General features: G+C 63.6%; 24 protein-coding genes. 12 read left to right on the top strand and 12 right to left on the bottom strand.

From position 1 onward, the window contains the following. Window positions 1-89: 89 nt before the first annotated feature. On the bottom strand, window positions 90-1,724 hold the full coding sequence (locus tag OU800_RS07315) for a Na+/H+ antiporter (protein WP_268182442.1): 1,635 nt from the start codon (window positions 1,722-1,724) through the stop codon (window positions 90-92). Between the two features lie 153 nt (window positions 1,725-1,877). Between OU800_RS07315 and OU800_RS07310 the strand changes: the two genes are divergently transcribed. The 4 genes from OU800_RS07310 to OU800_RS07295 all read left to right on the top strand — a co-directional run bounded on the left by OU800_RS07310 (window position 1,878) and on the right by OU800_RS07295 (window position 4,977). Further along, window positions 1,878-2,225, top strand: a complete 348-nt coding sequence (locus OU800_RS07310) for an ArsC family reductase (protein ID WP_268182440.1) — start codon at window positions 1,878-1,880, stop codon at window positions 2,223-2,225. A gap of 37 nt (window positions 2,226-2,262) precedes the next feature. Beyond that, window positions 2,263-3,297 (top strand): 2,3,4,5-tetrahydropyridine-2,6-dicarboxylate N-succinyltransferase, encoded by a 1,035-nt coding sequence (gene dapD / locus OU800_RS07305; RefSeq protein WP_268182438.1) that lies wholly within the window; start codon window positions 2,263-2,265, stop codon window positions 3,295-3,297. A 73-nt stretch (window positions 3,298-3,370) separates the two neighbouring features. Beyond that, window positions 3,371-4,576 carry an aminotransferase class V-fold PLP-dependent enzyme gene (locus OU800_RS07300; RefSeq protein ID WP_268182436.1) on the top strand — a complete coding sequence of 402 codons (1,206 nt, stop codon included), beginning with the start codon at window positions 3,371-3,373 and terminating at the stop codon, window positions 4,574-4,576. Beyond that, entirely contained in the window at window positions 4,573-4,977 is a 405-nt protein-coding gene (locus OU800_RS07295) for a SufE family protein (protein ID WP_268182434.1), read from the top strand. The genes OU800_RS07300 and OU800_RS07295 overlap by 4 nt, the downstream gene beginning before the upstream one ends. 1,018 nt (window positions 4,978-5,995) lie before the next feature. Here OU800_RS07295 and OU800_RS07290 read toward each other — a convergent pair. The 3 genes from OU800_RS07290 to tcdA all read right to left on the bottom strand — a co-directional run bounded on the left by OU800_RS07290 (window position 5,996) and on the right by tcdA (window position 8,250). Next, entirely contained in the window at window positions 5,996-6,463 is a 468-nt protein-coding gene (locus tag OU800_RS07290; RefSeq protein WP_268182432.1) for a DUF1456 family protein, read from the bottom strand. A 29-nt stretch (window positions 6,464-6,492) separates the two neighbouring features. Further along, a complete protein-coding gene (locus tag OU800_RS07285; RefSeq protein WP_268182430.1) occupies window positions 6,493-7,251 on the bottom strand; it encodes a substrate-binding periplasmic protein in 759 nt (252 codons plus the stop codon). Window positions 7,252-7,440: 189 nt separating this feature from the next. After that, the gene (gene tcdA / locus OU800_RS07280; RefSeq protein ID WP_268182429.1) at window positions 7,441-8,250 is read right to left on the bottom strand and encodes a tRNA cyclic N6-threonylcarbamoyladenosine(37) synthase TcdA; all 810 of its coding nucleotides are present in this window, start codon (window positions 8,248-8,250) and stop codon (window positions 7,441-7,443) included. A 142-nt stretch (window positions 8,251-8,392) separates the two neighbouring features. Between tcdA and dapE the strand changes: the two genes are divergently transcribed. The 4 genes from dapE to OU800_RS07260 are packed head-to-tail and all read left to right on the top strand — an operon-like array spanning window position 8,393 to window position 11,350. Continuing rightward, entirely contained in the window at window positions 8,393-9,535 is a 1,143-nt protein-coding gene (dapE, locus tag OU800_RS07275) for a succinyl-diaminopimelate desuccinylase (protein WP_268182428.1), read from the top strand. Then, entirely contained in the window at window positions 9,532-10,344 is an 813-nt protein-coding gene (locus OU800_RS07270) for a putative RNA methyltransferase (protein WP_268182426.1), read from the top strand. The genes dapE and OU800_RS07270 overlap by 4 nt, the downstream gene beginning before the upstream one ends. Window positions 10,345-10,349: 5 nt before the next feature. Further along, window positions 10,350-10,721 (top strand): hypothetical protein, encoded by a 372-nt coding sequence (locus tag OU800_RS07265; protein ID WP_268182424.1) that lies wholly within the window; start codon window positions 10,350-10,352, stop codon window positions 10,719-10,721. A 47-nt stretch (window positions 10,722-10,768) separates the two neighbouring features. Continuing rightward, entirely contained in the window at window positions 10,769-11,350 is a 582-nt protein-coding gene (locus OU800_RS07260) for a sugar O-acetyltransferase (protein WP_268182423.1), read from the top strand. A gap of 63 nt (window positions 11,351-11,413) precedes the next feature. Here OU800_RS07260 and OU800_RS07255 read toward each other — a convergent pair whose 3' ends face one another. The 6 genes from OU800_RS07255 to OU800_RS07230 all read right to left on the bottom strand — a co-directional run bounded on the left by OU800_RS07255 (window position 11,414) and on the right by OU800_RS07230 (window position 16,980). Then, a complete protein-coding gene (locus OU800_RS07255; RefSeq protein WP_268182422.1) occupies window positions 11,414-11,623 on the bottom strand; it encodes a cold-shock protein in 210 nt (69 codons plus the stop codon). A gap of 213 nt (window positions 11,624-11,836) precedes the next feature. Beyond that, complete coding sequence (locus tag OU800_RS07250; RefSeq protein ID WP_268182420.1) at window positions 11,837-12,826, bottom strand: DUF4340 domain-containing protein; 990 nt, start codon at window positions 12,824-12,826, stop codon at window positions 11,837-11,839. A gap of 164 nt (window positions 12,827-12,990) precedes the next feature. Further along, window positions 12,991-14,823, bottom strand: a complete 1,833-nt coding sequence (locus tag OU800_RS07245; RefSeq protein WP_268182417.1) for a GldG family protein — start codon at window positions 14,821-14,823, stop codon at window positions 12,991-12,993. Between the two features lie 12 nt (window positions 14,824-14,835). Further along, window positions 14,836-15,567 (bottom strand): ABC transporter permease subunit, encoded by a 732-nt coding sequence (locus OU800_RS07240; protein ID WP_268182415.1) that lies wholly within the window; start codon window positions 15,565-15,567, stop codon window positions 14,836-14,838. After that, window positions 15,567-16,487 (bottom strand): ABC transporter ATP-binding protein, encoded by a 921-nt coding sequence (locus OU800_RS07235; RefSeq protein WP_268182413.1) that lies wholly within the window; start codon window positions 16,485-16,487, stop codon window positions 15,567-15,569. The genes OU800_RS07240 and OU800_RS07235 overlap by 1 nt, the downstream gene beginning before the upstream one ends. Window positions 16,488-16,857: 370 nt before the next feature. Beyond that, a complete protein-coding gene (locus tag OU800_RS07230) occupies window positions 16,858-16,980 on the bottom strand; it encodes a phage integrase N-terminal SAM-like domain-containing protein (protein ID WP_268182410.1) in 123 nt (40 codons plus the stop codon). A 152-nt stretch (window positions 16,981-17,132) separates the two neighbouring features. Between OU800_RS07230 and OU800_RS07225 the strand changes: the two genes are divergently transcribed. From OU800_RS07225 to OU800_RS07215, 3 genes are all read left to right on the top strand, one after another. Then, window positions 17,133-17,789 carry a hypothetical protein gene (locus tag OU800_RS07225; RefSeq protein WP_268182407.1) on the top strand — a complete coding sequence of 219 codons (657 nt, stop codon included), beginning with the start codon at window positions 17,133-17,135 and terminating at the stop codon, window positions 17,787-17,789. Between the two features lie 199 nt (window positions 17,790-17,988). Continuing rightward, window positions 17,989-18,525, top strand: coding sequence for a tetratricopeptide repeat protein (locus OU800_RS07220; RefSeq protein WP_268182405.1), 537 nt, complete (start codon window positions 17,989-17,991; stop codon window positions 18,523-18,525). Between the two features lie 150 nt (window positions 18,526-18,675). Next, entirely contained in the window at window positions 18,676-19,536 is an 861-nt protein-coding gene (locus OU800_RS07215; RefSeq protein WP_268182404.1) for a DUF6279 family lipoprotein, read from the top strand. Window positions 19,537-19,543: 7 nt separating this feature from the next. Here OU800_RS07215 and ung read toward each other — a convergent pair whose 3' ends face one another. Beyond that, window positions 19,544-20,233 carry a uracil-DNA glycosylase gene (gene ung, locus OU800_RS07210; protein ID WP_268182402.1) on the bottom strand — a complete coding sequence of 230 codons (690 nt, stop codon included), beginning with the start codon at window positions 20,231-20,233 and terminating at the stop codon, window positions 19,544-19,546. Between the two features lie 139 nt (window positions 20,234-20,372). Here ung and OU800_RS07205 point away from each other — a divergent pair, with 139 nt between their 5' ends. Continuing rightward, complete coding sequence (locus tag OU800_RS07205) at window positions 20,373-21,185, top strand: HDOD domain-containing protein (RefSeq protein ID WP_268182399.1); 813 nt, start codon at window positions 20,373-20,375, stop codon at window positions 21,183-21,185. A gap of 6 nt (window positions 21,186-21,191) precedes the next feature. On the opposite strand, the gene OU800_RS07200 is transcribed toward OU800_RS07205, so the two are convergent. Further along, entirely contained in the window at window positions 21,192-22,073 is an 882-nt protein-coding gene (locus OU800_RS07200) for an AraC family transcriptional regulator (protein WP_268184226.1), read from the bottom strand. Window positions 22,074-22,148: the final 75 nt, after the last annotated feature.

Below are 22,148 nucleotides of genomic sequence, written 5' to 3'. Positions count from 1 at the left end.
TGTCCTGGGGCGCCAGCCCCTTCGCGAATGAATTCGCTCCTACAGAAGCCCCGGATTGCATCCGGGCTACAGGCGATGCCTCTGGCGACTCAGCTCTTGTTCAGGCGCGCCTCGGCGATATCCAGATCGCGCAGGATCTCGGCCAGCAAGTCGTCGTCCAGCTCGTTGTCGTGGCGCATGCGGTACAACTCCAGACGCTGGGTGCGCAGCGCCTGCAGACGCAGGCGATATTCCAGGCGGTCGGTCTCGCGCTGCTGCTCGCGTGCCTCATCGCCGCCACGGGCACGCTCCAGCAGGTCGCGATACTCGCTCATCAGGCGCGCCTTCACTTCGACCGCAGCGATAGCCCCTTCGGCGTCGGCGGCACGCTCGTCCTCGGACTCCAGATAACGAATCGCCGCCTCCAGCACCGCGGCGCGGTGACGATTGAGCTCACGCTCGTGCAGCGCCACGTTGTCCTGCGGCAGACGTGGCAGGATGCGCGGCAAAGCGACACTGGCCACCAGCAGCGACAGCAGGATCACCCCGGCGGCAATCAGGATCAGCAGGTCGCGCTCGGGAAAGGCCTGGCCATTGTTGAGCAGCAAGGGCAGCGACATCACGCCCGCCAGGGTCACTGCGCCACGCACGCCGCCCAGGGTCAGCACCACGCTCAAGGCGATGCGCGACTGCCCGGCGAAGCGCGTCGGCTCGCCGCGCAGCCGACGCAAGGAGCCCGACACGCGCCAGTAGCCGTAGACCCAGACGAAGCGCAGCAGCATCAGCACGGCGTAGATCGCCGCCACCAGGCCCATGGCCTGCAGAGCGAACATCCAGGGCTCGGCATGATCGCCCAGAGCCGCCGTGAGGATGTCCGGCAACTGCAGGCCCAGCAGCAGGAAGATCAGGCCGTTGAAGGTGAACTCCAGCAGCGCCCACACGCTGCGGTTGAGCAGGCGCGTGGAGGTCTGCCGCGGGAGCAGGTCGAGGCGGCTCTGCATCATCCCTGCCGCCACTGCCGAGAGGATGCCGGACAGCCCGAAGTGCTCGGCGGCCACGTAGGCGGCGAATGGCAGCAGCAAAAGCAGCAACACGTGCGTCGCCGGGTCTTCCCAGCCCTGGGCGATCATCCAGGCGCGCAGGCGCCCCAGCAGGTAACTCAGGGCCACGCCGACGGCCAGCCCGCCGACCGCCACCAGCACGAACTGCAGACTCGCATCGCTGATCGAGAACACTCCCGTGAGGGTCGCCGCCACGGCGAACTTGAATGCCACCAGGCCTGAGGCATCGTTCATCAGCGCCTCGCCCTGCAACAGGTTGTTCAGGGTGCTAGGCAGGCGGCCGTGGGTGATCGCCGAGACCGCCACCGCATCGGTCGGCGACAGCACCGCCGCCAGGGCGAAACAGGCGGCCAGGGGCACCTGCGGCAACAACCAGTGAATGAAATGCCCCGCACCGAGAATGCTGAAGAACACCAGGGCGAAGGCCAGCAACAGAATCGGCGTGCGCAACTGGCGGAACTGCCCCTTGGGCATGCGCCAGCCATCGACGAACAGCAGCGGCGGAATGAACAGCAGCAGAAACAGTTCCGGATCGAGGCGTACATGCAACCCCAGCGCCGGCACGGCCAACAGGGCGCCGATGAGAATTTGCAGCAGAGGCAGAGGCAAGGGGATGAACTGCGCGCTGATACGCGTACCACTGACCACCAGCAGCATGATCAGAATGGTGTAGAGCAGTTGCATGAGGGAGAAAACCGGCGGGAGTGAGTGCGTGACGCTGATTCTAGCGCTGTAACACATCCCTGCGACAGTGCCCGCCACGCCCACACCAGCCATGGCATAATAGCCGGCCATTTTTTCCGGACATCCCGGCACGCCACTCATCAGAGGAAGACCATGAGTTACGTCCTGTATGGCATCAAGGCTTGCGACACCATGAAGAAGGCCAGAACCTGGCTCGACGAGCATGGCGTCGACTATGCCTTTCACGACTACAAGAGCGCCGGCATCGACCGTGCGAGCCTGGAGAAATGGTGCGACGAGCATGGCTGGCAGATCGTCCTCAACCGTGCCGGCACCACCTTCCGCAAACTGGATGACGCGCAGAAAGCCGATCTCGACCAGGCCAAGGCCATCGACCTGATGCTGGCCCAGCCTTCGATGATCAAACGCCCGGTGCTCGACCTGGGCGACAAGACCCTGGTCGGCTTCAAGCCGGACACCTACCAAGCTGCGTTGGCCTGATCACTCTCACCCGAATTTGTTGCAAGGAACCTCATCGATGACCACCACCCTCTTCAGCATCGCCTTCGGCGTCGGCACCCAGAACCGTCAGGGCAACTGGCTGGAAGTCTTCTACGCGCAACCGCTGCTCAACCCGGCAGCCGATCTGGTGGCCAAAGCCGCCGAGATCCTGGATTACCAGGGTGGCAACCAGGCCATCACCTTCAGCCACGCCCAGGCCCGTGACCTGGCCGAAGCGCTCAAGGGCATCGATACTGCCCAGGCCGCCCTGCTGACCCGCCTGGCCGAGAGCAGCAACCCGCTGGTGGCCACCTTCCTGGCCGAAGACAGCGCGCCGAGCAGCACCCCCGAGGCCTACCTCAAGCTGCACCTGCTGTCGCACCGCCTGGTCAAGCCCCATGGCCTGAACCTGTCCGGCATTTTCCCGCTGCTGCCCAACGTCGCCTGGACCAGCCAGGGCGCCGTCGACCTCGCCGAACTGGCCGAACGTCAACTGGAAGCACGCCTGAAAGGCGAACTGCTGGAAGTGTTCTCGGTGGACAAGTTCCCGAAAATGACCGACTACGTGGTACCGGCCGGCGTGCGTATCGCCGACAGCGCCCGCGTGCGCCTGGGCGCCTACGTCGGTGAAGGCACCACGGTGATGCACGAGGGCTTCGTCAACTTCAACGCCGGCACCGAAGGCCCAGGCATGATCGAAGGCCGCGTGTCTGCGGGCGTATTCGTCGGCAAAGGCTCGGATCTGGGTGGCGGCTGCTCCACCATGGGCACCCTGTCCGGCGGCGGCAACATCGTCATCAGCGTCGGCGAAGGCTGCCTGATCGGCGCCAACGCCGGTATCGGCATCCCCCTGGGCGACCGCAACACCGTCGAAGCCGGCCTGTACATCACCGCCGGCACCAAGGTGAACCTGCTCGACGAGAACAACGAGCTGGTGAAAGTGCTCAAGGCCCGCGACCTGGCCGGCCAGCCCGACCTGCTGTTCCGTCGCAACTCGCAGACCGGCGCCGTGGAGTGCAAGACCCACAAGTCGGCCATCGAGCTGAACGAAGCCCTGCACGCTCACAACTAAGAGGCAGCGCCAAGCTGCAAGCTACAAGCCGCAAGCTCTGCGGCTCCAACTTGCAGCTTGCGGCTTGAAGCTCATGGCTCTGAATTCCCCCTGGCGCGCCGAATTCCCCGGCATTCTTGCCCTCGAAGCCGACGGCCACACCTACCTGGACAGCGCCGCCACCGCACAGAAACCGCAGGCGGTTCTGGATGCGCTGCTCGCCTACCTGGCCGGCGGCGTAGCCAACGTGCATCGCGCCCAGCACCTGCCAGGCGAACGCGCCACCCGCGCCTTCGAGGCCACACGCAGCAAGGCCGCGCAGTGGCTGAACGCGCAGAGCAGTGACGAGATCGTCTTCACCCGTGGCAGCACCGAATCGCTCAACCTGCTGGCCTACGGCCTGGAGCACCTGCTGCAGCCTGGCGGGCAAATCGTCATCAGCGCCGCCGAGCACCACGCCAACCTGCTGCCCTGGCAGCAGCTTGCCAAGCGTCGGGGCCTGGAGCTGGTGGTGTTGCCGTTGGATGCGGCAGGCGGTATCGACCTGGGCGAAGCCGCTCGCCTGATCGGCCCGCGCACGCGCCTGCTGGCGGTCTCGCAGCTTTCCAACGTGCTCGGCCGCTGGCAGCCGCTCACTGAGTTGCTGGCTCTGGCCAAGGCCCACAGCGCCCTGACTGTCATCGACGGCGCCCAGGGCGCCGTGCATACCAGGCCGGACATGCAGGCGCTGGGTTGCGACTTCTACGTCTGCTCGGCGCACAAGCTCTACGGCCCGGATGGCGTCGGCCTGCTCTATGCCCGTGGCGAAGCGCTGGCGAAACTGCAGCATTGGCAGTTCGGTGGCGAAATGCTGCAGGACGCCGACTACCACGACGCCCGCTTTCGCCCCGCCCCGCTGGGTTTCGAGGCCGGCACGCCGGCGGTTTCCGCGGTGATTGCCCTGGGCGCCGCGCTGGACTGGCTGAACGGGCTGGATCAGGCCGCCGTGGCCGCCCATGAAGCGGCCTTGCACGGCGAACTGCTGGCCGGCCTGCAAGCCCGCGCCGGTGTGCGCCTGCTGGGCGAACCGCAACTGGCACTGGCCTGCTTCCAGGTCGAAGGCGTGCACAACGCCGACCTGGCCCATCTGCTCAGCGAACAGGGCATCGCCGTGCGCACCGGACACCACTGCGCCATGCCGCTGATGAAGCGTCTTGGCCTGGCCGGTGCGACCCGCGTGTCGCTCGGCCTGTACAACGACGGTGCCGACCTGCAGCGTTTCTTCGTTGCGCTGGACAAGGCCCTGGAGCTGCTGCGATGAAGCTGCCACCTGGCGCCCAACGAGCCCTGGACGCCTTTGCCGCCTGTACTGGCTGGGAACAGCGCGCGCGCCTGCTGATGCAATGGGGCGAGCACCTGGAGCCGCTGGACGAGGCCCAACGCCAGGAGCACAACCGCGTACATGGCTGCGAAAGTCTGGTCTGGCTGGTGGCCGAGCAGCGTGATGGCGCCTGGCATTTCCGCGCTGCCAGTGATGCCCGCCTGCTGCGCGGCCTGCTTGCCGTGCTGCTGGTGCGGGTCGAAGGGTTGAACGCTGACGAGTTGGCCAGGCTCGACCTGGCCGACTGGTTCGCCCAGTTGGGCCTGCAACGCCAGCTATCGCCCTCGCGCAGCAACGGCCTCAATGCCGTGTTGTTGCGAATGCGTGAGCTGTTGGGCTAACAAAAAACGCCTCGGCTTTGGCCTCTTGCGCCGCCTAGTTTTCTAAGGGGCATCGCATTTCAGGGGAATGCTTGGGTGATATCGGACTGGCAAGTTTGTGTGTTGTCTTGTTGGCCCGTGTTGGTGTTCTGGACGCCGCTTTGGGTGTTTTCAGGTATTCCGGGTTTCGCCCCCTCAGGCGACTCACTTTTCTTTGAACTGCGCAAAGAAAAGTAAGCAAAAGAAACGCACCCCCGCCATCCGGAACTAGGCGTCCCCGTCATGCTTCGCTCGACTTCCCTCACTCCGGCATTGCTCCGGGGTCGGCGTACATGGGCCATCCATGGCCCATTACGCCTCTCGTGGCATCCATGCCACTCGCCCCCTGCACAATGCCTGCGTTCGGCCTCCTGAAGGGGGCATTTGCGCGCCTGAACGTACATCGGTTCCGGGCATCCCTGAGTGTTCTGGTAACGGTGAAGCCACGATTGGCTGTCGGGTTAAACCAAAACTTTCATTCGAGTAGTTTCAGTTTGCCGGCGTATAGCCGGCTTCTCAGTCAGCCCTAAGGCTGACCCATGTTCAAGCACTCCACGCTAATTCTGGGTTACCGCAGGTTCAGGCGCGTGCAGAGCCCGCCCAGGAGGGCGAACGCAATCGTCGTGGAAGAGGTTGAGCGACATGGATGTCGCGACGACTGCATGGATGCAGGAGGTAGAGCGACGCAGGATGCCAAAGCCGAGAGCCGCGATGGGCCATGGATGGCCCACCGCGGCGGGCCTCTGGAACGGCGATGGAGTGAGCGAACCCTGGCGCAGCCAGGGCCGGATGAAAGGGCGGAGGTTTTGGTTACTTTTGTCGGGCCGGCCATCCGGGCAAAAGTGACTCGCCCGGGAGGGCGAAACCAGAGACATCAACAAAAACGCGGCAATTCGGAACAGGCATAAGAACAACCAACACAAACTTGCCAGTCCGATATCAAGAGATTCCGCGAAGAACCGTATTTCAACCGCCTGCTAAAACCCGAACGGCAGCCGCGCTACACAGCGCCACGCTCACGCAACGTCAACCCACGCAGGAAGTTGCGCAATATCTGATCACCGCACTCGCGGTAGTGTTTGTGCCCCGGTGCACGGAACAAGGCGCCCAGCTCGGCCTTGGTCATCGGCAGATCCGCCGACTGCAGGATCGCCTGGATGTCGTCGTCACGCAGCTCGAAGGCCACCCGCAGCTTCTTCAGGATGAGGTTGTTGCTCAGGCGCTTTTCCACCGGCAAGCGCGGCCGGCTGTCGTCCTTGCCACGCTTGTAGAACACCAGCCCTTCGAGCACATGGGCCAACAGCACGTCCGGGCAGGCTCGGTAGCCCGCCTCTTCTTCGCGCAACAGGCAGGCAGAGATCAGCCCCGGCTCCACCGGGTAGTCCGCCAGATGGCAGAACGCCTCGAGCCTGGCGTCGCTGACATCCAGCAGATAGCGCAGGCTGCGCAGTACATCGTTGTTGAGCATCCAGAGTCTCCATGATTCGATGAGCTGCCTCAGTCCCGCGCGGCCTGGATCGGCCCGCTGGGCTGCCAGTCGTCGGCATTGCCATTATCGAGCGCCTGCTGCAGGCGCAGCAGGTCTCCGCGCTCGGCGAAGCGACGCAGGCCGTCGTTAAACTGACGCAGCAACTGCGCACTCTGCGGATCATCCTTGCGAAACAGCAGATGCAAGGGCTCCAGGTTCAAAGGGCGCGGATGATGGGTGATCGCCGCAGCCCCCAGTTCAGGTGGCTGGCGGCGCAGCATGGCATAACCGACGGCGCGATTCTGCGGAAACAGGTCGATGCGTTTGAGCTCCAGCAAGCGAAAGCCAGTGTACTCCTTACCACTTCGCTCGGTCTGCAAACGTCCCTGCACAACCGCCCTGTCGAACGCCAGGCCATAGGAGTAGCCCAGCGTCGTGCCAATCCGATAGCCCTTCAGATCATCGATGCCGTGCCAGTCGAACGCCAGGTCGCGACGATGGAAGAACACCACCTCGCCACGCACCAATGGGTCGCTGCAGACGGCGGATTCGAGCCGATCCACACTGCAGTTGTAGGGCATGACGGCATGCAGCTCCCCTTTTCGCAGCATCAGCAGGTTGCGATCCCAGGGATGGAAAACGAACCCGACCACGTAGCCCGACTCGGCGAACACCGCGCGGATCAGCCGCGCCAGCACTCCGCCGTCGCTGCGCGCCTGCTCGACATAAGGCACCCAGTCCCCCGTGCCGATGCGCAGCGCTTTCAACTCGCCCTGTGCAGGCGTCAACAGCCCCAGGGCCAGGGATGAGGTCAGGAAAACAGCGGATAGGCATTTCCACTGACGCGCTCTGCAAACATGCAATAACCCGTACGGCACGGCTCACCTCGATGCGAGCAACAGTCGAACCCCTCCAGCCCGTTGCATCATCAGCGCATACCGTTGCACCGAAATGGCTGGCGTGGCCGCCAGCCCAGATCATCGAGTGCGCAGTCGCTCGGCAGGTCGTCGCGCACCCGCCACCAGTTTATCCACCAGCTTGGCCGTTGCCGCCATGGCGAAAGTTGTGGTGACCATCATCACCGCACCGAAACCACCGGCACAGTCGAGGCGCACGCCCTCGCCGACGAAACCCTTGGCCTGGCACACGCTGCCGTCGGGCTTGGGGTAGCGCAGTTGCTCGGTGGAGAACACACAGGGCACGCTGTAGTTGCGCCCCGGCGTGCGCGAGAAGCCATAGTCGCGGCGCAACAACGAGCGCACCTTGGCCGCCAGCGGGTCGTTGAAGGTCTTGTTCAGGTCGGCCACCTGCACCTGGGTCGGATCGATCTGCCCACCCGCGCCACCGGTGGTGACGATCTGGATCTTGCGCCGCTTGCACCAGGCGATCAGCGCGGCCTTGGCCGGCACGCTGTCGATGCAGTCGATCACCCCGTCGAGCTGTTCGGTGATGTACTCGGCCATGGTCTCACGGGTGACGAAATCGGCCACCGCATGCACCACGCAGGCTGGATTGATGGCACGGATGCGCTCGGCCATCACCTCGACCTTGGCCTTGCCCACGGCGCCGTCGAGCGCCTGGATCTGCCGGTTGGTGTTGGTGATGCAGACGTCATCGAGGTCGAACAGGGAAATCTCGCCCACACCCGAGCGCGCCAGGGCTTCGGCCACCCAGGAGCCGACACCGCCGATGCCGACCACCGCCACGTGCGCCGCTGCCAGGCGCTGATAGCCCTCCTGGCCGTAGAGCCGGGCTATGCCGCCGAATCGTTGATCGTCTGTGTTCATCTCACCCCCCTGCAGGAAGGCGCGCATTATAGGGACAGCACCGCCCCCGCCCAAGCCCGACAGACAGCCGGTGGCTGGGTAGTTTCTGCGCTGGCCTGCTAAGATGGCCGGCTTTCACGCCAGCCGCTGTACCGGAGCCGCCATGACCGCCCCCCTCACCCCGACCCTGGAACTCGCCTTCGACCTGATCCGCCGCCCGTCCGTGACCCCGGTGGATGAAGGTTGCCAGGAACTGATGATGCGCCGCCTGGCCGCCTGCGGCTTCGAGGTGGAATCCATGCGCATCGAAGAGGTGGAGAACTTCTGGGCCAAACGTGGGGGTGAAGGCCCGGTACTGTGCTTTGCCGGCCACACCGACGTGGTGCCCACCGGCCCGCTGGACGCCTGGCAGTATCAGCCGTTCGACGTGCGCATCGACGAACAGGGCATGCTCTGCGGCCGTGGCGCGGCAGATATGAAGGGCAGCCTGGCGAGCATGATCATCGCCGTGGAGCGTTTCGTTGCCGACCACCCGAACCACAAGGGCGCCATCGCCTTCCTCATCACCAGCGACGAGGAAGGCCCGGCCCAGCACGGCACCAAGGCGGTGGTCGAGCGCCTGCGCGAGCGCGGCGAGCGCCTGGACTGGTGCATCGTCGGCGAGCCCTCGAGCACCAGCCTGCTCGGTGACGTGGTCAAGAACGGTCGCCGTGGCTCGCTTGGCTGCACCCTCACCGTGTATGGCAAACAGGGCCACGTGGCCTACCCGCACTTGGCCAAGAACCCCATCCACCTGGCCGCCCCGGCGCTGGCCGAGTTGGCCGCCGAGCACTGGGATCACGGCAACGACTACTTCCCGCCGACCAGCTTCCAGGTGTCCAACCTCAACTCCGGCACCGGCGCCACCAACGTCATCCCCGGTGAGCTGAAGGCGGTATTCAACTTCCGTTTCTCCACCGAATCCACCGTCGAAGGCCTGCAGCAGCGCGTCGCCGCCATCCTCGACAAGCATGGCCTGGACTACCACCTGGAGTGGGCGCTGTCCGGCCTGCCCTTCCTCACCCAACCGGGCGAGCTGCTGGACGCCGTGGCTGCCAGCATCAAGAACGTCACTGGCCGCGACACCACACCTTCGACCAGCGGTGGCACCTCCGATGGGCGCTTTATCGCCACCCTAGGCACTCAGGTGGTCGAGCTTGGCCCGGTCAACGCCACCATCCACCAAATCAACGAACGCGTGCTGGCCAGCGACCTCGACCTGCTCACCGAGGTTTACTATCAAACTCTGGTGAAACTGCTCGCATGAGCCTGATCTGCCCCATCTGCCAGACGCCGCTAGCGCCCAGCACCAGCGGCCTGGCCTGCGACAACCGGCACAGCTTCGACCGCGCCCGGCAGGGCTACTACAACCTGCTGCCGGTGCAGCACAAGAACAGCCGCGATCCCGGTGACAACGCCGCCATGGTCGAGGCGCGCCGACGTTTCCTCGAAGGCGGTCACTACGCCCCACTGGCCGCTCGCCTGGCGGCACTCGCCGCTGAACGCAAGCCAGCACGCTGGCTGGATATTGGTTGCGGCGAGGGTTATTACACCGAGCAGATCGCCCACGCCCTGCCCGCTGCCGACGGCCATGCCCTGGATATCTCCCGCGAGGCGGTCAAGCGCGCCTGCAAGCGCACGCCGCAACTGAGCTGGCTGGTGGCGAGCATGGCTCGTGTGCCCCTGGCCGACGCCAGTTGCCAGCTGCTGGCCAGCGTCTTCAGCCCGCTCGACTGGAGCGAGGCCAAGCGCCTGCTGGCCTCGGGTGGCGGCCTGCTGCGCATGGGCCCGACCCGCGTGCACCTGATGGAGCTGCGGCAGAAGCTGTACGACGAAGTGCGCGACTACGATGACCAGAAGCACCTGGCGCTGATTCCGCCGGGTATGCAGTTGGCGCACAGCGAAACCCTGGAGTTCGCCCTGCACCTGGCCGACGCCCAGGCGCGCGCCGACCTGCTGGCCATGACCCCGCACGGCTGGCGCGCCAGCGCCGAACGTCGTGAGGCGGTGATCGCCACACCCTTCGATGTCACCGTTTCCATCCGCTACGATTGGATCGTTAAAGACCAGGACTGACCGTCATGCGCCAACCCGATATCGAGATCTACCTGAAAGACGCCGAACGCGACGCTGTGGCGCAGTGGCTGGGCGAGGTCCTCGGCCCCTGCAGCGACTGGCAGCAGAAGGGTCAGACCTTCAAGTGCCAGGCCGGCGGGGTGCCGGTGACCTGGCTGCCCAAGGCCGTGGGCAAATGGCACAGCCTGTACCTGGAAAGCGACGCCACGCCCTGGGCCGACGACCTGGCCTGCGCCCGCGCCGCCCATGCCGCGCTCGGCGTGCAGATCCGCTGCGCACCGGGCACTTGGGTCGAGGATGAAAGCGACGAGCAAGCCGACCGCTGGATCAAGGTGGATGCCGACGGCGAAAGCGAAATCATCTGGCGCACGGACTGAAAGGTCGCGTGGTCAAACAGGCGGCCACCCCATCCAGAGCGACGCCCATGAACGAAGCCGAGAAAGCCGCAGCCGGCCTGCTCTACGATGCTAACAACGCCCCTGAGTTGCTTGCGCAACGGCTGCGCACCAAGATCAAGCTGTTCAAGCTGAACGCCACCTGCCCGAGCGAAAGGCACAGCCGCGAGGCGCAACTGCGGGGGATCATCGCCAGCATCGGCGAGGGCTTCACCATCGAAGGCCCCTTCCACTGCGACTACGGCCACAACATCCACATCGGCCAGCACTTCTACGCCAACGTCAACCTCGTCATCCTCGACTGCGCCAGCGTGAACATCGGCAACAACGTGTTCATCGCCCCCAATGTCGGCATCTACACTGCCGGGCATCCGCTGGATGTACAGCGGCGCAACGCCGGGCTCGAATATGCGTGGCCAGTGACCATTGGCAACGACGTCTGGGTCGGGGCCGGCGCCTCTATCCTACCGGGGGTGACGATTGGCGATGGCAGCGTGATCGGTGCCGGCAGTGTGGTGAATCGTTCGATCCCTCCAGGCGTGCTCGCCGCTGGTAATCCGTGCCGGGTGATCCGCCCGATAACCGAGGTGGATGGACGCTCGCCGGCTTGAGCTGACGAACAATACCGGCACAAACGAAAAGGCCCGTCATCGACGGGCCTCGTGGCATTGCCTTCAGAGCGTGGAAACGTCTTCGGCCTGCAGGCCCTTCTGGCCCTGGGTCACGCCGAACTCCACCTTCTGCCCTTCGACCAGGGTACGGTGGCCCTCGCCGCGAATGGCGCGATAGTGGACGAACACATCCTGGCCACTCTCGCGCTGGATGAATCCATAACCCTTGGAATCATTGAACCATTTGACGGTTCCTGTCTCACGCTCTGCCATTCGCAACTTCTCCAAACTCGCAATATTTTTATTGGTCTCACGGACGCTTTGGCGGTTCGGTAAAACATTCTCGGCCTGCAAACGCTAAGAAAACACGCCTGAGAGACATTCTCGCAGCAACCGCTGCGGCCGAGTATAAAGCAAGCATTTTCACTGCAAAGCACTTTTTGCCAGCACCTACGGCCCGCTGAAACGGGCCGCAAGTCATCCTGCTCAGCCCTTGGCCGACAGATCGCGCACGGTCTTGGTCAAGCGCTGCACCTGTTCGGGCTCCAGCCGATAGGCCCAGTCCGGCCGGGCACTGACCTCGCCCTCCTTGAAGCCTTCGTGCTTGTCGAGCACCAGCCAGTAGGCGTCGCCCTGCTTGTACAAGGCTCCCTGCAGCTTCTGCCCGTCGAAGCCGCCGAGGCTCAATTGCAACACCGGTGCCTGCTTGAAGCCAACCTGCGCCAAGGGCGCGGCGTCGGCGAACTGCAAATTGGAGAACAGGGTGGCCACGCCATTGGCGGCGCCCTCGAAGCTGAGCTTCTGATCCTTGCGCAGTTCCTCGACGGCAAAGTTGTACTGCTTGGCATCGGCGCGCGTCAGGGTCAGCGTCTGGCCATCGGCATGGCGCAACTCGAGGCGCGCGATGCTGGTGAAGGGAATGTCGGTGACCCGGCGATCCAGCCAGTCCAGCTCGCTGTCTGGCAGTTGCAGGCTCTGGTCGATCAGCCAGACCTGATTCTCCCCGGAACGTCGCACCAGTTGCCCGCTACCCTGCTGAGAGGGCTTGCCCAGGAGCAGATCGAGTTCCGGGTGGCCCTCGAAGTGCAGCTTGATCCGCTGTGCCTGCTCCCCGGCTTCACCCTGCTCAGCCAGGCCCAGGCGGGCATGCCATTGCGGGTTGGCGGTCTTGGCCTCGACGATGCGCGCCTCACGCAAGCCACGCAGCAGGTCGGCCAGGGGTTGTGGCGCTGCCGGGTAGTCGGCCTTGGCCGGCACCACCCAGGCCTCGCCATGACGCTCGATACGCACCGGCGGCTGGCCGGGCGACTCGATTTCCAGGGCCTGCAGACTGCCCAGATAATCCTGCTCGGCAGCCAGCCAGGGCCCTTGCTCGACCTGTGCCGTGCTCTGCTGCTGGCTGCGCTGCAGGGCCAGGTAGCCCAGCACACAGAGCAGCACGATGACGATCAATGCGATCAGACCTTTACGTCCCATACCCATCTCACTGTTGATGATTCGGAAGCGGCGTAGGGTGGATGTCGCTTTTTACATCCACCGCAACGGTGGATCGGTGGAGCGTGATCCACCCTACGCCCGGTTCGTGGGAGGGGCTTTAGCCGCGACTGTCGCCGCTGAAGCGCCTCCCACAGGTGATGCCCTCACGCGCGACGACGCCTGCGCCACAGCCACAGCGCCAGCACGCCAAGGGTCAGCAACGCCGGCACCAGGGCGATATTGATGATCTTCAAGGTACGCCCCAGCGACTCGATATTGGCGTTGAGCTGGTATTGCACGTCGCGCAGCTCCTTGCGGATCTCCAGCTTCTGCTGAATGAAACGCTGCAGCGTCTTCTGCTGCTCCGGCGTCAGCTCCAAGGCCTTGTTCGGGTCATCGCTGTGCTGCAACGCGGCCAGTTGCTGCTCGGTCTCGCTCAGGCGCGCCTGCAAGGCTTGCTCCTTGTCACGGAAACGCTGCTCGGCGGCGCGCTGCAGCTCATCCACCACGGTGAACGGGCGGCTGAAGCGGCCACGGGAACGCACGCTGATCAGTGCGTCGGAGCCGCTCAGGTTGTCCAGCGCGTTGATGGTGAAGCTGCCGTTGTCAGCCCAGGGCTGGGGAATGCGCTGGCCGAAGAAGTCCTGCACCTGCACCCACATGCGGTCGCTGAGGATGTCGGTGTCGGCCACGGCGATCACGTTGATGTTGTCGGCCTGCTTGAGGCCATCCTTGCGTCCTTCGATGCCGTCGGGGAAGGCGCTCTGCGCCGGCCCGTCGATGCGCGCGGCGATGGTGTAGCGCTCGCCGGTGGGCTCCAGCTCGCGGATCAGTTCCTCCGGGTTGCTGAGCATGGCGAAACGCTTGGCATCGAAGGGCATGGCGTACTCCGAACTCTGCATCAGCGGGGTGAAATGCGTCTTCGCCCCCTCCACGGGTTCGAGGATGCCAGCGGTGGCGACGGTGAGGTTCTCCAGCCCGGCAGTGGCGATGTCGTTCTGATCCAGCGCCTTGCGCGGCAGGTTCAACCAGGCGGCATGGCGCACCGGACGCTGGCCCTGGCCGCGGTTGACCGACATGGCGTAAGAACCATCGCCCAGCACCTTGTCCGGCACCATGCGCAGGCCCCAGGCCTTGAACAGCGGCTCGAGATCGGACGACTTGTCCACCGCCATCTCCCCCGGCATTCCCCCCGTGTCGGCTTCGGCATAGGGGTCGACGAAGACCATCAGCTTGCCGCCACGCAGCACGAACTGGTCGATGGCATAGAGCGTCTGCTGCGGCAGGTTTTTCGGGTGCACCAGCCAGAGCACCGATACCTTGTCGGGAATCTGGTCGACGTCAGGCTTGAGGGTCTCGATCTGGAACAACTGGCGCACCTGCTCCAGCACCATCCACGGCGACGTCGGCTGTTGCGTCATCATGTCGAAGCCGCCGGTCATCGGCAGTTCGGAGAGCACCCCGACCACCGGCAGCTCGGGCTTGGCCAGGGTCTGCACCAGGCGGCTCAGCTCGTATTCGAGATGCTCCTCCTGATCCAGGGCAAAGAACGGGATCACCTGGGTGTCGTCCAGCGCGTTGGTGCCGGCCAGGCCGAAGTAGATGGAATCGCCGCCCTGCTGCAACGGGATGGCCTGCAGGCCGAACTGCGCGGCCTTGTCCTCGTCCTCGGAGAAGGGTTCGGGGTCGATGATGTGCAGACGGATCTTGCCGTTCGCCTGGGCCTGGTAGGCCTTGAGCATCTCCTCCACGCGCTGGGCGTAGGTGCGTAAGGCCGGCAGATCCTTGGCGACTTTGTCCGAATAGAAGAAGTACAGGTTGATCGGCTCGTCCAGCTCGCCAAGGATCTGCTTGGTGCCGTCGGAGATGGTGTAGAGCTTCTGCTCGGTCAGATCCAGGCGCGCACCGCCCAGGCCGATACCGGCCAGCAGGTTGAAGGCGATAAAGGCCACCGCGATCAGCAGCAACCCGGCGCCGGAATAGATCAGCTTTTTCATGGGCGCATTCCTTCAGTCGGCTTTCTTCAGGTCGATGACCACGGCGGTGGCGGTGAGCCAGGCGGCGATCAACGAGAGGAAATACAGCAGGTCGCGCGCATCGATCACGCCCTTGCTGATGGCATCGAAGCGCACCAGGAAGCTCAGCGAGGCGATGGCATCCACCAGCCACTGCGGCGCCCAGGCGAAGGCGTCGAGCACCATGGGAAAGCCACTGACGATGAACAGGAAGCAGGCGCTGACCGCGAGGATGAAGGCAATCACCTGGTTCTTGCTCAGCGCCGACATGCACGAGCCGATGGCCAAGTACGCCCCCGCCAGCAACCAGCTACCGATGTAGCCGGTGACGATGGCGCCATTGTCCGGCTCGCCCAGGTAGTTGACGGTGATGACCATGGGGAAGGTCAGCAGCAGCGCGATGCCGGCGAACACCCAGGCCGCCAGAAACTTGCCGGTAACCGCCTCGAAGCGGGTGATCGGCAGGGTCATCAGCAGCTCGATGGAACCGGACTTGCGCTCCTCCGCCCACAGGCGCATGGCGATGGCCGGCACCAGGAACAGATACAGCCAGGGATGGAAGTTGAAGAAGGCCGACAGGTTCGCCTGCCCCCCCTCGAAGAAGCCCCCCAGGTAGAAGGTGAACACCCCGGACAGCACCAGGAAGATGACGATGAACACATAGGCCAGCGGCGTGGCGAAATAGCTGGCCAGCTCACGTTTGAAGATCACGGGCAACTGGGTCATCACTGCTCTCCCCGGGTCAGCGTGCGGAACACCTCATCGAGCCGACCGCGTTCAACATTGAGTTCCCTGACCTTCCAGCCACGCTCGGCGATCAACGCATTGACCTGCGGGAAGATCACCTCGCCCGGCTGCGCCAACACGCTCAGGCTGTGCTCACGGGCGTTCTCCTCGACACCGGCGACACCCGGCAGGGCCGCCAGGGCATCCTGATCCAGCGCCTCATCGGCCAGCAGCGTCACTGCCTGGTGGTAGCGCGAGCGGCTTTCCAGCTCCAGCGGCGTGCCATCGGCCAGCAGGCGGCCCTGAGCGATGATCACCGCGCGGGTGCACAGCGCCGTGACCTCTTCGAGGATATGGGTGGAAATGATCACGATCTTGTCACGGGCCAGCCCCTGGATGAGCTGGCGCACCTGATGCTTCTGATTGGGGTCGAGGCCATCGGTGGGCTCGTCGAGGATCAGCACACGCGGGTCATGCAGAATCGCCTGGGCCAGGCCGACGCGGCGCTTGAAACCCTTGGACAGCGTCTCGATGCTCTGCTCCAGCACCTTGTCCAGCTCCAGTTGCGCCACTGCACGCTGCACCCGTAGCGTCTTCTCCGCGCCACGAAAACCGCGCACCTCGGCGATGAACTCGAGAAAGCCACGCACCGTCATGTCGCCGTAGCACGGCGCACCTTCCGGCAGATAACCGATCTGCCGCTGGGCCTGGAGGGTCTGGGTCTGGATATCGCTACCGAGAATGCTCGCCGTGCCGGAGGTCGGCGCGAGAAATCCGGTGAGCATCTTCATGGTGGTGGATTTGCCGGCCCCGTTGGGGCCGAGAAAGCCCAGCACTTCCCCTGGCTGGACTTGGAACGACAGATCATCGACTGCCGTGTGCTGCGCAAAACGCTTGGTCAGGTTTCTTATCTCGATCATGGCCTCTCACCGTCGCGAAGGGCGCTGCGCTCAGCGAAACCACCGCCCAAGCGCAACCCGCAAGAACGCCAGGAGCGAGGACAAGCACGCCCCTGGACGAAGGCGTGACTCCAACAAAACAGAAAAGTTCAGTCAATCGATTGCAACAAGCTGTAAATGGAATATGGGGTTCAGCGAATGGACAGTTTCGCGGCCCTTGGCACCCATTCCGGGCACGCCCGGCAGCCCCTGTGAGGTAATGGATCGTTCCCACGCTCCGCTTGGGAATGCAACCCTCGACGCTACAGCGTCCATCAACTGGCTGTTGCATATCTACCTCCGCAACAAGCACAGAGCATAGCAAGGCTTCTCCCACGCCAGAGCATGGGAGCTACTCAAGGCGGATATAGCGTTTTGCCCACTCGGCATAGACAACTTCGGTACGGATGGAATAGTTTCTGAATCGAATCTGCTGGCGCAGTTGATCCAGCAGCTTGGACTTGCAGTCATCCATGTCGCGCTGTTCCTTGGGTGCTGCCGCGTTTATCGTGACGACCTTCGAGCCAGACAAGGACTCGCAAAGCCACAAGGAAGTTTATGCAACAGGTACCGCCTTGAAGCGCGAAAGCAACGTCATCTAATTAATAGTTAGTCACAGAGATATGCATGCGGGATCTTCTAAAAACACAAATCATTGCAGAGGACCTGAAGCGCCTGTACTACGAAATAAATACCTCCAGGCGGCACCCCTTTCGATTCCGACAGGCATTTGAACAGTACATATACAAAAGCCAGCAACTAACAGAAACAATGCGCAAGGAGTACCACGCTCTAACCGGAGACAACTGGAAAGCAGGAGATTTTAATGGCTGGAATGCATATACCAATATTCTAAAAGCACTTCGGAACGCCACTTATCACGGTCATCCTTTAGCCCTCCATGGAACGGCCCTCACATTGTATCCGGGAGTTGAATTCGCTACCGACAGTGCCCCCTTGCCTGAGCTAGACCTTGTTCGTGGCTATCGAGTCATGGAGTCAACTTTATTCATTGAATTGCCTTTCGATGAAGAATTTCTTCCAATTAGTGCTGGATTTCCCATAAAAAACATAACCCCGGGCGGGCCTACGCATGCATTTCCAGTCAAAGAATTCATAAGCTATAAGCTCACTTGGCGCCTTCTTGAAGAAGGCGTGCGAAAAGCCACAGATGAGGCTGGAACCACGGACGCAGTCAAAATTACGCTACACAGCTATCCTGCTCTAGTCGCGTACAGCAAATATTACGCAAATGTTCTAGATAGAAATCGTGCAAGCGGCTAACAACTGGCATCAGCCATCTTTCATTTCGTTCGCTGCACAGCCAAAACCTGCATTTCTGCCTGCTCGCTGAGCTTAACCTTCATGAGCAACCACCCCAAACCGCCTCCAGCTATCATCTACCCCACCTGAAGACATCGCCCTACCGAACTAAGGCACCCGAACAAGGCCTAACCCCCAATCCTTTGCCCCGGAGCCCAGCATGAATCGCACCTTGCACTACCCTGCCCTCGTTCTCTTCGCCCTGGCCGTGCTGGCCGGCTGCAGCAGCCGTGAGGCGCAGCAGGAGCCGGTTAGCCCGGCTCCTGCACCGCAAACCCAGCCCTCCACCCAGGAGCAGGTGCAGGCGCAGTTGCGGCAGAAGGCCGAGCGTGGGGATCTGGAGAGCCAGTTCCAGTTGGGCAGCAGTTATTTCGTCGGCCAGCCGGAGAAGGATCTCAAGCAGGCGGAGTACTGGTGGAAGCTCGCCGCCGACAAGGGGCATAGCATGGCGGCGGTCAGCCTGGCCTATCTGTATACCGGGCGTGATGCGCCGGAGTTCGCCAACCAGCGCGAGATGCTGCGTTATCTGAACCAGTCCGCCGCCGCCGGCAACCCGATGGCGCAGCACGTGCTGGGCAATCTCTATCGTCGTGGCGAGGGCGGCCTGCCGCGTGACCCAGATCAGGCCAAGCGCCTGTACGAGAGCGCCTGCAAGCAGAACTACGAGGTTTCCTGCGCCGCACTGCAGCGCCAGTAGGGCACACAGTAGGCGCATAAAGCGCCGCGATGGCCCAGGCCGTCGCGGCGCTCTTTCTTCCAGAGCAAGCGTTAGCGGATATTTCCGCCCTCTTGCACCTGACTCTTCGCGCATTAGTCTCGATAGCCATGCCCTGACGAGACAGCAGCCATGCGTAAACCCCTGTTTCTGCTCCTGGTTCTGACTCTGCTGCTGGCAGCCTGCAGCCGTGTCGACCTGGCCTATCGCAATCTCGATTGGCTGATCCCCTGGAAGCTGAATGACTACGTGCCCCTGAACAGCGAGCAGAGCGCCTGGCTCGAACCGCGCCTGCAGGCGCACCTGACCTGGCACTGCAGCGTGGAACTGCCGCGCTATCTCGACTGGTTGCAACGCAGCCAGCAGGCCCTGAACGCGGGCGACGCCCAGCTCATGGCCAGCCAGGTGGCCGACTTCGAGCAGGCCATGCAGCGCATCGCCGTGGAGATCACCCCCAGTGCCGTCGAGCTGCTGCGCGGCCTGAGCCCCTATCAGGTGGAGCAACTGTTCACGGCGCTGGACGAGCAGAATGCCGAACTGCGCGAGGAATTTCTCCAGCCACCACTGGCGCAACAGATCAACCAACGTGCCGAACGCATGGAGAAGCGCCTGCAACCCTGGTTCGGCCGCCTCGATGCCGAGCAACGCCAGCGGGTGCAAGACTGGGCGCAGGGCCTGGGCGGGCAGAATCAGGTCTGGTTCGATAACCGCCTGGCCTGGCAGCAAGCCCTGCGCGAGGCGCTCTACGTGCGCCGAGGTGACGACTTCGCCACGCGCATCAGCGCCCTGTTGCAACAGCGCGAACGTTTCTACACCCAGGCTTACCGAGCCAGCTACGCGGCCAATCGGCAGGCCATGGCCGAGTTGATAGTCGACCTCGTCAACCAGGCGGATACGCGCCAGTTGCAACGCGCCAGCCAGCGCCTGGACAACCTGCATGCCGACCTGGCCGCGCAACAGTGCACGGCTGACAAAGCGCTGGTGCAGCGCTGAACGGCGTTCAAAGCGGCGGCAGGCGCCAGTCGATGGGCGTTAGGCCGTTCTGGCTGAGGAACTGGTTGCAGCGACTGAAGTGACCGTTGCCGATGAAGCCGCGATGTGCCGACAGCGGCGACGGATGCGGCGAGCGCAGCACCAGATGCTTGGTGGGATCGATCAGCCGCTGCTTGCTCTGGGCATGGCTGCCCCAGAGCAGGAACACCAGCTTGTCCTGATGTTCGCTGACCACCTCAATCACCCGGTCGGTGAACGTCTGCCAACCCTTGCCGGCATGCGAACCGGCGTTGCCGCGCTCCACCGTCAGCGAAGTGTTGAGCAGCAGCACGCCCTGCTCGGCCCAGCTCTGCAGGTAGCCGTGGGCCGGGATGTCGATGTTCAGGTCGCGCTTGAGTTCCTTGTAGATATTCAGCAGCGAAGGCGGCGTGGCCACCCCCGGCTGCACCGAGAAACACAGGCCGTGAGCCTGGCCGGGCCCGTGGTAAGGGTCCTGACCGATGATCACCACCTTGACCCGATCCAGCGGCGTGGAATTGAGCGCGTTGAAGATCAGTGGGCCAGGCGGGTAGATCTCCTTACCGGCGGCCTTCTCCGCACGCAGGAACTGCCCCAGCTCCTTCATGTAGGGCTTGTCGAACTCTTCGCGCAGCGCGTGCTTCCAACTGTCTTCGAGCTTGATGTGGTCGTCGGTCATCCGGTTTTCCTGTATGCCTCGCAACGAATGCAGGCACGCTAGTGATGGGGTTGCGGCAAGTCAAGGACAGGGATTGCGACAGGCGGCAACATGCTTTGCTAGCCTATTGTCTATCGCACCTAAAATGACCTCGGACACCATGTCGAATACCACCGATACCTTGCGCCTGGCGCTACTCAATCGCTTCCTCAAGGGCGAAGCGAAGATTCCGCAGATGCCCGAAGCGGCCGTGCGCATCCGCAAGCTGCTGGACAACCCGATGACCTCGACGGAACAACTGGTGCGGGTGATCAACGGCAACCCGCCTCTGGCGGCCTATCTGATGCAGTTCTCCAGTTCCCCCCTGATGCGCGGCAGTCGCCCCTGCGGCTCCTTGCGTGACCTGCTGGATCGCCTGGGCACCCGACAACTGGCCGATCTGGTGCTGGGTTTCAGCCTGCAACACCTGTTCGAGAGTACCGACCCGCTGCTGCTGCAGGCCTTTCGTCTGCGCTGGCGCCACGCCCGTGAACGCGCGGCGCACTGTGCGGTGCTCGCCCAGCGTGCAGGCGTTTCCATGGACGACGCCATGCTCGCCGGTTTGTTGCAGGACATCGGCAGCCTGCCACTGTTGTCGGAGCTGGAGAACTGGCCGGACGTGCCACGCGATAGCGCCACCCTGGAGGAACTGTGCGAGTCGCTGTCCGGCAATCTGGGCGCGCTGATTCTCACCCGCTGGCAACTGCCGCCGAGCATCATCGAGTGCGCACGCCTCTATGGGCAGTGGCAACGCGAGCACGACGGCGTCGCCGACATGGCCGATCTGGTCTTGCTCGCCAGTGCCATGCAAGCCGGCCATGAGCCGGAAGAACCCTTGCCGGTACAGAAGAAGCTGGGCCTGGAGCAGCCACTGGCGACCCTGCGCGAAGAGCTGGCCGACGAGCTGAGCATGTGGAAGCGCCTGCTCGCCTGATGCCTGCTACCCCTGGTGCAGCGCCCGGTAATGACTGGGCGCCATCCCCACCACCTTGCGAAACAGCCGCGAAAAGTAATACGGGTCGTCATAGCCCAATTGCTCGGCCACCTGGCGCACCTCGATATCGCCGCGGTCGAGCAGGCGGCAGGCCAAGGCCATCTTCAACTGGATGAAATCCTGGATCGGTGCATGGCCAGTGAGCGCGCGGTAGGTCTTGGCGAAGTGAAAGCGCGACAGCTTGAACTGCGCCGCCAGTTCGTCGAGGTTGAGGCTGCCACGCAGATGCTCACGCATCACTGCCTGCACCGCCTCGATATCCAGCACCCGTCCGGATTTCAGATTGACCCGCGCCGGCAGCGCCGCCAGCGAACTGAGCATCGCCTGCAGGCGATGTGCGGCATGGATGAAGGGCAAGGCATTTAAGCCCTGGCGCTGCACCGCCAGCAAGGCCTCGAAGTCGCCGAGCAGGCGCGGCTGCACGCCGATGCGGCGCAACGGCTGGCCCCCGAGCAGGCGCAGGAAGTCCTCGCTGAGGCTGCCGTCGAAATGCACCCAATAGATGGTCCAGGGGCTATTCGCGTCGGCGCCATAGGCATGGGCGATGCCCTTGGGCAACAGCAGCAGATCGCCAGGCATCACCTCGAATCGTCCATCCGCCGTCTCCAGCCAGCCCTTGCCGGAACGGCAATGGATCAGCAGGTGGTCATCCGGCTGGGCGCGCTGCATCTGGTGGCTGACCGCTTCCGGGTAAAACCCCATGGCCAATGGATAGCACCCTGCGCTCAGGGGATGGCGTGCCAGCAGGCGGCGCAGGCGCGGCGGCGTGATGAACCGCTGCCCGCCCAGGGGCAACGGCCAATTGGAGGTTTCCACCCGTGCGCCCATCCTGATTGCTCCCTGCCACTCGATACGAATGACAAGATCGTCCATCCGATGGCCAAGATCGTCAATCCACAAGAG

This window comes from Pseudomonas sp. GOM7 (genome assembly GCF_026723825.1).
Taxonomy (GTDB): domain Bacteria; phylum Pseudomonadota; class Gammaproteobacteria; order Pseudomonadales; family Pseudomonadaceae; genus Aquipseudomonas.
The sequence above is the reverse complement of the archived record's forward strand: the minus strand, read 5'-3'. Positions and strand labels throughout refer to the sequence as shown.

Coding starts and splice junctions, on each gene's coding strand:
- OU800_RS07315 (WP_268182442.1), bottom strand. CDS start 1,724: ATGCAACTGCTCTACACCATTCTGATCATGCTGCTGGTGGTCAGTGGT.
- OU800_RS07310 (WP_268182440.1), top strand. CDS start 1,878: ATGAGTTACGTCCTGTATGGCATCAAGGCTTGCGACACCATGAAGAAG.
- dapD (WP_268182438.1), top strand. CDS start 2,263: ATGACCACCACCCTCTTCAGCATCGCCTTCGGCGTCGGCACCCAGAAC.
- OU800_RS07300 (WP_268182436.1), top strand. CDS start 3,371: ATGGCTCTGAATTCCCCCTGGCGCGCCGAATTCCCCGGCATTCTTGCC.
- OU800_RS07295 (WP_268182434.1), top strand. CDS start 4,573: ATGAAGCTGCCACCTGGCGCCCAACGAGCCCTGGACGCCTTTGCCGCC.
- OU800_RS07290 (WP_268182432.1), bottom strand. CDS start 6,463: ATGCTCAACAACGATGTACTGCGCAGCCTGCGCTATCTGCTGGATGTC.
- tcdA (WP_268182429.1), bottom strand. CDS start 8,250: ATGAACACAGACGATCAACGATTCGGCGGCATAGCCCGGCTCTACGGC.
- dapE (WP_268182428.1), top strand. CDS start 8,393: ATGACCGCCCCCCTCACCCCGACCCTGGAACTCGCCTTCGACCTGATC.
- OU800_RS07270 (WP_268182426.1), top strand. CDS start 9,532: ATGAGCCTGATCTGCCCCATCTGCCAGACGCCGCTAGCGCCCAGCACC.
- OU800_RS07265 (WP_268182424.1), top strand. CDS start 10,350: ATGCGCCAACCCGATATCGAGATCTACCTGAAAGACGCCGAACGCGAC.
- OU800_RS07260 (WP_268182423.1), top strand. CDS start 10,769: ATGAACGAAGCCGAGAAAGCCGCAGCCGGCCTGCTCTACGATGCTAAC.
- OU800_RS07255 (WP_268182422.1), bottom strand. CDS start 11,623: ATGGCAGAGCGTGAGACAGGAACCGTCAAATGGTTCAATGATTCCAAG.
- OU800_RS07250 (WP_268182420.1), bottom strand. CDS start 12,826: ATGGGACGTAAAGGTCTGATCGCATTGATCGTCATCGTGCTGCTCTGT.
- OU800_RS07245 (WP_268182417.1), bottom strand. CDS start 14,823: ATGAAAAAGCTGATCTATTCCGGCGCCGGGTTGCTGCTGATCGCGGTG.
- OU800_RS07240 (WP_268182415.1), bottom strand. CDS start 15,567: ATGACCCAGTTGCCCGTGATCTTCAAACGTGAGCTGGCCAGCTATTTC.
- OU800_RS07235 (WP_268182413.1), bottom strand. CDS start 16,487: ATGATCGAGATAAGAAACCTGACCAAGCGTTTTGCGCAGCACACGGCA.
- OU800_RS07230 (WP_268182410.1), bottom strand. CDS start 16,980: ATGGATGACTGCAAGTCCAAGCTGCTGGATCAACTGCGCCAGCAGATT.
- OU800_RS07225 (WP_268182407.1), top strand. CDS start 17,133: ATGCGGGATCTTCTAAAAACACAAATCATTGCAGAGGACCTGAAGCGC.
- OU800_RS07220 (WP_268182405.1), top strand. CDS start 17,989: ATGAATCGCACCTTGCACTACCCTGCCCTCGTTCTCTTCGCCCTGGCC.
- OU800_RS07215 (WP_268182404.1), top strand. CDS start 18,676: ATGCGTAAACCCCTGTTTCTGCTCCTGGTTCTGACTCTGCTGCTGGCA.
- ung (WP_268182402.1), bottom strand. CDS start 20,233: ATGACCGACGACCACATCAAGCTCGAAGACAGTTGGAAGCACGCGCTG.
- OU800_RS07205 (WP_268182399.1), top strand. CDS start 20,373: ATGTCGAATACCACCGATACCTTGCGCCTGGCGCTACTCAATCGCTTC.
- OU800_RS07200 (WP_268184226.1), bottom strand. CDS start 22,073: ATGGGCGCACGGGTGGAAACCTCCAATTGGCCGTTGCCCCTGGGCGGG.